The 9,806-nt window shown below is 59.5% G+C and carries 10 protein-coding genes; 1 reads left to right on the top strand and 9 read right to left on the bottom strand.

Annotated features, from left to right (window positions below; translation table 11 throughout):
- Positions 1-158: 158 nt before the first annotated feature.
- From AC1Q6C_RS31125 to AC1Q6C_RS31085, 9 genes are all read right to left on the bottom strand, one after another.
- On the bottom strand, positions 159-446 hold the full coding sequence (locus tag AC1Q6C_RS31125) for a hypothetical protein (RefSeq protein WP_099698583.1): 288 nt from the start codon (positions 444-446) through the stop codon (positions 159-161).
- Between the two features lie 129 nt (positions 447-575).
- The gene (locus tag AC1Q6C_RS31120; protein ID WP_182262794.1) at positions 576-1,349 is read right to left on the bottom strand and encodes a ParA family protein; all 774 of its coding nucleotides are present in this window, start codon (positions 1,347-1,349) and stop codon (positions 576-578) included.
- Between the two features lie 315 nt (positions 1,350-1,664).
- On the bottom strand, positions 1,665-3,548 hold the full coding sequence (locus AC1Q6C_RS31115; protein WP_243621730.1) for an Lrp/AsnC family transcriptional regulator: 1,884 nt from the start codon (positions 3,546-3,548) through the stop codon (positions 1,665-1,667).
- 192 nt (positions 3,549-3,740) lie between these two features.
- Entirely contained in the window at positions 3,741-3,935 is a 195-nt protein-coding gene (locus AC1Q6C_RS31110) for a hypothetical protein (RefSeq protein WP_042925531.1), read from the bottom strand.
- 158 nt (positions 3,936-4,093) lie between these two features.
- Positions 4,094-5,146, bottom strand: coding sequence for an FAD-dependent oxidoreductase (locus AC1Q6C_RS31105; RefSeq protein ID WP_243621731.1), 1,053 nt, complete (start codon positions 5,144-5,146; stop codon positions 4,094-4,096).
- Complete coding sequence (locus AC1Q6C_RS31100) at positions 5,143-6,255, bottom strand: MAB_1171c family putative transporter (protein ID WP_308124371.1); 1,113 nt, start codon at positions 6,253-6,255, stop codon at positions 5,143-5,145. Before AC1Q6C_RS31100 ends, AC1Q6C_RS31105 begins: the two co-directional genes overlap by 4 nt.
- Positions 6,252-6,791 carry a hypothetical protein gene (locus AC1Q6C_RS31095; protein WP_219468700.1) on the bottom strand — a complete coding sequence of 180 codons (540 nt, stop codon included), beginning with the start codon at positions 6,789-6,791 and terminating at the stop codon, positions 6,252-6,254. Before AC1Q6C_RS31095 ends, AC1Q6C_RS31100 begins: the two co-directional genes overlap by 4 nt.
- Before the next feature lie 21 nt (positions 6,792-6,812).
- Positions 6,813-7,253, bottom strand: coding sequence for a helix-turn-helix domain-containing protein (locus AC1Q6C_RS31090; protein ID WP_054832128.1), 441 nt, complete (start codon positions 7,251-7,253; stop codon positions 6,813-6,815).
- Positions 7,254-7,424: 171 nt separating this feature from the next.
- Positions 7,425-7,871 (bottom strand): helix-turn-helix transcriptional regulator, encoded by a 447-nt coding sequence (locus tag AC1Q6C_RS31085; protein ID WP_099698589.1) that lies wholly within the window; start codon positions 7,869-7,871, stop codon positions 7,425-7,427.
- A 682-nt stretch (positions 7,872-8,553) separates the two neighbouring features.
- On the opposite strand from AC1Q6C_RS31085, the gene AC1Q6C_RS31080 reads away from it, so the two are divergent.
- Positions 8,554-9,765 carry an insoluble domain protein gene (locus AC1Q6C_RS31080; RefSeq protein ID WP_492667020.1) on the top strand — a complete coding sequence of 404 codons (1,212 nt, stop codon included), beginning with the start codon at positions 8,554-8,556 and terminating at the stop codon, positions 9,763-9,765.
- Positions 9,766-9,806: the final 41 nt, after the last annotated feature.

The raw sequence follows: 9,806 nt of genomic DNA, 5'->3' as shown, positions 1-9,806 counted from the left end.
AACTCTTCGACGAACTGCACGCATTCCCACCTCCCCTACCGATCGCGGCTTGACTCCTACACCCCGTGAGATGTCTTTCAGCGGGGTTCCCGGTCTGGAGCCTCGTCGGGTGCATCCGGCGGGGCTCCCTTTGCGTTTCAGATCAATCTGCGCGCTCGTTATCGGGTGCTGCGTCCGTGCTTTTTGTAGTGTTCGGGGTAGGTCGACTGAATTGCCTGCTCGATGATCGAACGGATGCTGTGCCCAGTTTCGTCTTCGACGGCGTCGATAGTTTCCCGGAAGCTCAAGCCGAGCCTGGTCGAGAACTGGATGACGGGTTCGGCCTTTTCCTTCTTCGGGCGCCCTACCGGCCGGCGTGCGGCTGGAACCTCTGCCGAATCGACAGCCTCGTCGACGGCCGGACGCGGCCCTCTCCGTGGGGCACTGAGGTCAGGTTCTGTGCTCATTAGTTCATTCCTTCGTTCGGTAACTCATGAGTTCATGCATTGCTGCATTCGTTACGTAACTCACGCATGAGTTAGTGCATTCACTCATTATTGCACGCGTGCATGAATTAATTAAGTCAACTCGTGCACTCATGCGTTAATGAATGCGGAAAATATCTGCTGGTAAGCGGCCAAAACCGGCTCACCCTTGTCGAATTTTCCGTACCACTCGCCGGTCATTCGCGACTGGTCGACGATGGTGCGATTCGGAATGATTGGTGTGAGAACGAGGCCCGTTTCCCTCAGTCGCTCCAGCGCTTTCACTGACACTTTCGTCATCACCGTCTCCTTGACGGCGCCGACGACAATGCCTGCCTCGGTGAGACGGCAGGGGGCACCAATCGCTTCGCGGCTTTTGCGGAACTTTGCGACGGACTCTTGCGCGCCTTCGACACCGTCGATGCCGTCTTGATTCGCGGTTGCGGCGTAGATGACCTTGTCGCTGGCGGCGAGCGCATTTTGCGTGAGCGTTCCGCCTTGGCGGTTAGGGCAGTCGATGATGCGGATTTCCGCTGTGTGCCCTTCCAATGCCGTTGCGAGCCTCAGTTCGGCGTGATCTTCATAGTCCCTCTCACGGTTCGACAGTGACCTCGAGGACGGAATGATGCGCAGATTGTCGTCCCACCCGCTGTCGATGGCGAGATCTTCGGCCCACCCTTCCGGGTTTTCGTCGGCCAGGATCGCGCCCACGTGCTGCCACGATTCCTCGGGATAGCTGCCGATCCATTTAGTGGCCGCACCTCGGGGATCTAGGTCGATGAGAGTGGTCTTGACCCCGGAGAGGGCAGCCACCATCGCAAGGGAGACCGCGGTTGTCGTCTTGGTGACGCCGCCGGCCTCGCTGTACACCATGATTGTCGTCATGCATGAATGCTAGCACTAATGCGTTAACTCTGTCTGTAGTTAATGAGTGCATGCATGCATTAATTAATGAATCGTCGTCAACTTGGTTCGATTACGGCAACACCGCTGGTGAGAGAGTTTTGCGGCACGCCGCACTTCTGTTCCCACAAGACTGTAATTCCAGGCAGAGACGCAAAAAGCGCAAAATGTCGAGGTTCCCTAGCTTTGTCTTCCCGCACTACATTTAGCCTTGCACGCGACAGGGACGACGTTCCTCGCCGCCGCCGCCAGGGGACATTGAGCACCGCCCACTCAGCATCGCGTAGACCCAGGAAATCAAGCTGCAAGCACACTCTTCGGCGACTGGTAATCGGTGACGATGCGTCGAGCTGCGGCGTAGTCGGCGCGGCCGCCGATGGTGGGGAAGCGGCCGTAGCGCCCTCGCGGTGTTGTTTCGATTGGCAGGGCGACGGATCCGGATGCGTACCTTCGGGGACCGCTACGTTTCTTTCCACGGCTACGCCGCCACTCCAGCTCGTCGGTCCACCAGGCGAATAGCTCGCGCTCCGTCACGTGACGTAAGGCTCGGGTTGCAAGCACCCCTGAGACGCCTATTTGCTGAGCCGCTGTGTGGAGTTGAAGCCGACGAGTCTGGGCTGTGGACCGCGATGTCGGGAGTAGGTGGAGCCGCGCAAACGCCTTCTTTGCCGCTTCCACTGTCCTGTGTGAGTACCCGGTAGCTGCCGCAAGACCAGGTGTGTCGTCAATCCCAGAGATCAGGTGCAGGTGGATTCGAGCGTAGGCAGGGCCTAATCCGGGGGCAGGTGTCCAGAGGTCGTGGGCGTGGTGAGCGAGGAGCGTGTCCGACGGGGGCGGGCCGGGGGCGTGTTCCACTTGTGTTGCACCTGTGCAGTACTCAGCGGGGGGTGGATTGAGCTTCCATGTTGCACCGGCGGTTCCAGAACCTGCCTGGACCTGACTGACCCACGCTGCCGCTTCGAGTGCCCTCATCCTTCTGGAAATGGTCGATGCGTCCAAGCCTGTGGCATGGGCTAGTCGCCGGCAGTCAATGTCCAGGGTCGTGGTCCGGGCTGTGCGCGCGAGCTGAACCAATGCATGGAGAATCCGTTCGTCGCTCGGGCCACCTGGACGCGCGAACGCCGCCGAGTGCCGGTGCAGGGTGTCCACGATCGTGTCCAGCTGAGCATCGAGCTCGTCCCACGCGGCCGAATCGACGTTGACCACTGAAGGAGCGAACACCGCGGCCGCTTCGATTGCACGAGACCAATGTTTGGCAAGTGTGAAGCTGTGACCGGCGTTCTTGTCTTCATGGAGGCGGATCAGCCCTGGTGCGGTCAGGGCTGCCTCGACGTCTTTAAGGGTGCGGCCGGCGCGAGCCATCCCGAGGAGAATGCTGAAGGCAACGGTGCTGCGGTCGCGGTCGTTGCTGAGCGGGGTTGCCATGAGAAGCCTCGTCCGCGCTGACAGCGAGCGCCTTGGACGGTCCAGACGAGGCCCATCGGCGGACTCGATGATCCGGATCGGTGTCGACCGGTTAGCGGCGCCGGATAGAGCAGTGGAGTGGGGGTGCCTGGCTAGGAGCCAACCGATGACATCGGAGGGGGTTCCGGGGCGCATGGCTGCCAGCGCCTCGGAGAGCGCGTGACCACGTAGGGAGGGGAGTGCATACCCTCCTGCTCTGTGTGGAGCACCTGGTCCTCGGACCGCACCTGTGACCGGATTGCACAGCGGGCTGATGTCGAGACTGGGATAGTGCGCGCTCAGCGCGTGGGCAAGCGTCTTCACGTCGCCCGGTTGGGTCGCCTCGCTGAGGGAAACCCAGAGATGTTGTCCGCCAGTCGGTCCCGACGTCGTGCGGAGGTGTCGTACTCCGAGTTCGGTCAGTTCGTGTGCCAGGCGGTCGGCGTCTGCAAGTGCCACGCCCGGACCGTGCGTGGCGGTATCGAAATCGAATGCCAGAAGCTTGTATTGATTGTTCGAATCGGCCAGGTGAAGCGCCCATGGAACATTCGGCGGCGCCGTCGGTGCGACGACTGTTGCGCTGTAGTCGTGGGTGCTGGTCGGGTCGATACGAAGGCGAGTCCGCGGTGACATCCACATCGCAGCCGCGTACAGGTTCGTCAGGAGCGCGTCGTCATGATCGACGACACGCAGATTGATCGTAGAAATTTGATCAGGGCATGAGTTACCCTGAGACATGTCCTCCAAGACAAGTCCCTCCGGGGATTAGCAGCACCGCTGAGAAACGAGCTGGTAACTCGAATCTCACTAACTTCGATCAACCCTCGGCCTAGCTCGCCGGGGGTTTTTCAATTCTCAGCTAATAAGCGGCACCACAGAGGTTGTGGCAGTCAGTGAGTCAGACTTGGTGAGGTCTGATCACGGGCGCTTTTATGCAGAGATCGGCAGCACCCCCTGGCGAAGCTCTTCGGCGAGTTCGGGACGTCCAGCGTCCAAGCAAATGAGATCGGATATGTAGACGCTCACTGAGGAACAACCGCGTGCGGCAGCGAGCGCCTCGACGTCAACGCGAGCCGGGACGCGTGCTTTGTACTCACCGCGCTCGCCCTTGCTTCTGCGACCCATCGCAATCTTCCTTCCGCCAGACACTTCGTTTTCTGGGACAGTTACGATGGTGCAGCACTCACGCCCCGCTGGGGGTTCGACACGCCGTAGACGTATCAACAAAATCTATCATCGTAGATTTTAGCTGCACGATCTGAGGATCAGCGGGAGAGTCTTCGTTATCTTCTGCGATTGGCCAAGGCGGCTGTGCGCGCCTGCGCGACTTCGTCCAGAGAAGCCTCCGGCGAGCTTCCACGTTCCAGACCAGCAGCGAGGGCGGTTGCTACAGCCAGCGCATCGCCGATCGCCTCCGTGGCGCCGCTTCCAGATGCTGGGGAGGCTGCGTGTGCTGCGTCCCCGATAACCATCGTCCGCCCACTTCTCCAGCTAGGCATGTTGTCGTGGGCTGTCGCATTCGCTACGAACACTTCGCTCGTGCGCTCCAGCAATGATGGCGTGAGTTCTGCGAAACCGAGTCTCTGAGTAAGAACGCCTGACCAGTTCTCGACGGGCTGCCGCCCGCATTCGCTCTTCGGGAGTGCCCCCTCTGCGGCTAGCCTCGCGAACCAGAAGAGCCCTTGACCGTCGTCACCGTTCAGATATCCCAAGGTATCGTCGCCAAGGCCTCCGTCGAACTTCTCCTTCAAAAAGGACAGAACGCCTGCTTCTTCGACTGCGTTAGCGGTTGGAATGTGGGCGTAGATCACTGTCTGCCCCTGATAAGAAGCGTCAGGGCCGGTCAGGGGGTTGCTCAAGCGCACCGTCGACCCGACACCGTCACAGCCGAAAACGAATTGAGCGTGGATGTCTCGCCCACCGGCGGACACTGTTGCGCGGTCCCCATTGGATACGACCGAGACAACGTCCACACCCGTCTCGATCTTGGCGCCGGCCTCGGTCGCTGATTGCGCCAGGTAGTCGATCAGGTCGGCTCTCCACAGGTGTCTGAACTCAGTGCCTGAATCCGTGACAGGCAGTGGTGCGCCGGATGACTTTCCTGATCCCGCTCGAACGATTTTCTTGACGGCTACGCCAACGTGACGAAGTTCTTCGCTGACTCCAATCGAGATCAGTTGGTCGATCGCCTGTCCCGAGATTGTCAGGTACGCCCCTCCCTGCGAACTCAGGTCGGTCCGTCTCTCCAAGACAAGCACTTCGATATTTCTCTGTCTGAGTGCTGTGGCCAGAGTTAGTCCCGCGATTCCGGCACCTACGATTACTATCTGGTTCATGCTTTTCCTTCGGCTGCGGAATAGAGCAGGGAGAATTCGACGATGGATTTCACATCTTCATCGAAGGAATCACCATCCGGGGCAACAATCAGGTGAACGGGGACGATGATCTCTAACTCGTCAGGGCTTTCCAGAAGTTTACGAATTTCTCTAGCGTTCGCGGTTGCGCCGGCTGCGGCGTAGTCCTCGGGAACGATACTAGAACTCAGACGGATCAATCCGTCCCTGATCTCTATGAACATTCTATAGTGACGAATCATCAAAGAAGTGCGTCTTGGAAGTATCGACACCAGGGGGCCTGAACGCTTTTTCAACTCATGCCTAGGGAATTTGTTGGACAAGTCGTCCCAGAGGGCGGTCATCGCCGCAATATCCTTTTTGTATTTTCTTCGTAGCGCCAACTGAGCCTTGCGCTGTAATATCGCAGGAATGCAGATACCCAGGATAAATAGCAGTATCCCCAGCGACATCCCGGCACGACCGAGTACCCTCAAACTGTGCGGCATGTATCCGTCTTTGGCCAGGTAAACGAGTTGCAGCGTCAGAATGAGTTCGGCTGCTACGAGGACAAATGATCCAATCGACAGCACTTTCAGGCCCCGCGATAGTGCTCCTTTGGATATCTTGGCTGCGCGGAACGAGAGCATCGAAATAACGAGGAATCCGATTGGAAAGAAGATCTTGGAGGAGAAATAGAATCCGACGACGCCGGCGGAGTCGAATTCGAATACTTCCGTCCCTGCTGGCACTACCCATGTGAAGTACAGGCCACCGAGGACGGATGCCAGAAAGGTCGTTACGGCTACAGCTGCATAGGCATGTCGCGCCTTTGGATTCCCCCAATAGTAAATGAAGTACAGAGCAGTGCTGAGGATAGCGAGCATGAGGAACATCGACTGCAACCAGGCGAACAGATAGGTGTGCAGTCCGCCATTTATCACATCGACTTTGGACGCGATCTCCAGAAGAGCCGAGATTCCGAGCAGTGCGATTGCCCATACGACCATCCATTCAGATGACTTACTGGGCCGTCTCCACAATGCCCACGCACGCCATAGGGCCACTCCGAAAATGATCAAAGTACGTGCGATTATGAGAAACCAGATCATATCGACTGAATCCTGTCCTGCAATGCCGTCGCGAGGTGACGCCCCTGTGCACTGCTCTGTACAACTGGAGCTATCGCGTATGCGAGGTTTACCCAGCTCATGACGAGGGACGCTACGACTTCTGCATCATGCTCGATGACGTTGGTGTAGTCCCCTCTCCGATGTGCGTCGAAGAGTTCCTCGTCGGGGTTCTCCATCAGAGAGCCACAGACCAGGTGACCCAGCTCGTGTGCGACGTTGTGTACCTGATGCACGAGGGTCGCGGCTTGTTCGAAATAGATCACGATTCCCTGGTCATCGAGGAGCGTGGCCGCAAACGGTCCACGCGGCGACAGCGAACGAGCCTCAAGGTCAATAGGGGATCCGATGAGCTCTGAAATTCCCGAAAGAATCAGTGGCGCTTGCTTATAGGGGTCGACAGCTTGGACGTCGAGGCCACGCAGGAATTTTCGCGTGCGGTGCACAAGTCGGAGGTGCCGGAACGCTGCGTCCTCCGGTGGCACTTCGATGAGCGCGGGGTATGCAACTGGCTTCATAGGGCCAGCGTAATTTGCTAGCTACTCTTCCGGCAGGTCAGGTGGATCGAGTGGTAGACCACGCCGCTTACGAAAGGAGCGGATCAGGTCGTTGACGACCTCAAGATCGCCGCTGTCCAACCCCGCCAGCCGGAAGGCGACAGCATGGACATTCGTATCCGCCCGCAGTCGCGCGTAGTCGAGTTCGGTCTTGGTTCGTGTGGCAGTTTCCTCGTCGAGGAAATAGCGGACATCCACTCCGAAGGCTGCGGCTATACCTGCTGCCGTCTTCAAACTAGGGGACTTCGCCCGACCTGTTCGAAGGTGGGATAGGTAGGTCTCACTGATGGGGTATCCCATCTCGGTAGAGCGGCGGGCCAGTTGTCCCAAGGTGTAACGCTTGCCGTCTGCATTTGGCACACCGGCGAAGAGCTGTTCGAGCCGCTCAGCGAACACGCTGGAATCTTCAGCAGGCTGCTCCATTGCGCACCGACTCCTCACCGTTTTTCGGGATCACGACATTTCGAGCACACACCTGTCGGATTCCAGTGCTATCGTACTGCCGAACCATACGATAGTTATCGAAACGATGAGAACTTGCGTTACCGAGACGCCACACCCCCACAAGGACCGAGCATGGACCCGCAGACGAAATCATGGGCTCTCCCCGATTCCGCGGTTGCGCGCCTTGTCGTAGCCAGCTCTCACGGCCTCAGCGTCCACCCCAAGTGCTTCAGCCAGAACAGCAGCACGCTCGTCGGTCAGGCGCACTTCCGCCCGCTCCAGCGCCCCGATCGCTGTCGTACTGATGTTGGTGACGCGCCCGAGCTGCGGCTGAGTGAGGCCTGCAAGTATCCGGAGATCAGCAAGACTGCGAACACCGTCCGGCACATCGACAAGGTCCGTGATTTCACATTTCAGCGCCTTTGCAACTTGCACGAGCGTGTCGATCCCAGGAGTTCGGCGCCCCTTCTCCCAGTCCGCGATAGCAGTCACGCTGACATCGGCGAATCGCGCAAGGTCAGGTCGGGACATTCCCAGCGATTCCCTGCGCTTCTTGAGAGCGTCAGGGACGAAGTTACGCAGGATTCGCCTGCTCACGCTTTGCCTTCGTCCACGGTTGTTCATTCTTCCAACCTAGTAACCGGAAGTCACAACGCGCGGAGTTTCATAGCGGGCACCATGCGCCCATTGGCTGCGCGGGTATAACGCGCTATGCTAGGGGATGAAAAAGCATGTGATTCATATGGTTACTGAACGAAGTAGCTGAACAAAGAAAACCCCAGGGCGTGACTCTGATTGGCGTCCGAACACTCCCCGGGGTCCCACTGCGGCATCACCCAGCTGGATGACTTCACAGGTCTTCGAGTCTAGGCGGCGTCGTTGAATACGCAACCATCCGGAGGCAACCATGGAAAAGATCTCCAGCCTTTCCATTGAATCTGATCCCCGCGGTTTAATTCCCGCCGGCATTTCCGATCGTCCGACCTCGGCTGAATACTTCGTCGTTGCCTCATATCGCGTTATCGAACCTGTGTTGTGCGCAGGCCGGGCCGTCGGTCACACATGTGTACCCGCCCTCGTGGTCGGCGCACGACTCTGCCCGGTCGGACATTCATTGATTCCTGCGGGCTCCCTCGTTATGGCGCATTTTTCACGCTCCATCGAACTTCCCGGCGCTGTTGCGTCGGGATCGAAGGCCGCGTAACTCTCGCATTTTGTGCGGCCAAGCACGTCCAATGTTCCGTTAGTTGTTGAACCACAACAAGTTTGAAGGGATGTCATGAAGCAGTTCAAGAAACCACGGTCCGGTGGCCGCCACCGGTCACCGTCGACGGGTGCGGTCGCAGCCGTGACGTTGGCGGCGATGGTCGGAGCCGCCTTCGTCAATGCCGGAGTTGCGATCGCAGCGCCGACCCAGCCGGGCATTACCGCTCCGTCGCAGCCGGGCATTACGACGCCTCCACCTGCGTCTGAGCAGCCGGGTATTACTACTGTCCCTGAGGTTCCTGCGCCGACGTCCGATCGTTCGTACTGGACGCCGCCTCCGGCTGAGTACGACAACATTCAGTGGCAGCCTTCTCCCTCGACGCAGCAGTCGTCCCCGAACAATGCAGGCGATAGCAGCGGGAACTACGTTGCGCCGGCGTACTACGGTGACCCGATCGACGTGGGGACACTCCATCTCCCGACCGAAGTCGAGATCATCGCTCCGATCGAAGCACCGCCCCAGATGTTGCAGCTGGGTGATTACGTCGGGCCGAAGCCCAATTGGATGTCCGACGAGTATCTCGAACGCACCAATAACACTGCATCTGTCGGTGTTTCACAGTTCGCGACATTCTGGTCCAGTGTCGGCGTCGACGTCGATCGTTCACAGCGTGTCTCGGCTGCAACCTTCGGCGGAGCCGCAGCAGGTGCCTTGGCGGCCGGAACCGCAGGGTTCACAGTGGGCGCATTGGGTGGCGGCACAGTGGGCGGTTTGATCGGGGCCGGTATGGGCGGTCTGGTTCCGCTCCCGCCGCCGCTGCCGGAAGCGACGACAGGCGTTGTCGGCACGGCGATCGGTGCCGGTGCAGGTGGCTTGCTTCTCGGGATTCCCAGTGCCGCGGCTGGAGCTGTGGTGGGCGGTCTGACGGCGGGAGCAATCGGGGCCGGTGACACCGATGCCGAGCCTCGCCACATCGACGTGCCGAACCTTCCTGAGCCGGACGCACCTGCGATCACCTCCCAGACCAGTGACGCGCTGGCGGCGCAGGCCCCGCAGATCGCGCAGGTCGTCACCGATGCTGTGGCGTCCGTTCCGCAGATCACCGAGAACGTCAACGCGCAGCTCACTACTGCACGTGAAACCGTCCTCGCTCAGCCCGGTGGCGATCAGGTCATCGCCGCACTCGACAACGCGGCCGTCGAAGCGAATTACGCCTTCGGACCTACCGCCGATCTGATCGGCCAGGCCCTCGGCGCTGCTGCCGCCGGAGCGACCCCCGCGTAATCACTACCGCCGCCGGGGTCGGGGCTTCGGCCCCGGCGGTG

This window comes from Rhodococcus sp. MT28 (genome assembly GCF_058792695.1).
The sequence above is the reverse complement of the archived record's forward strand: the minus strand, read 5'-3'. Positions and strand labels throughout refer to the sequence as shown.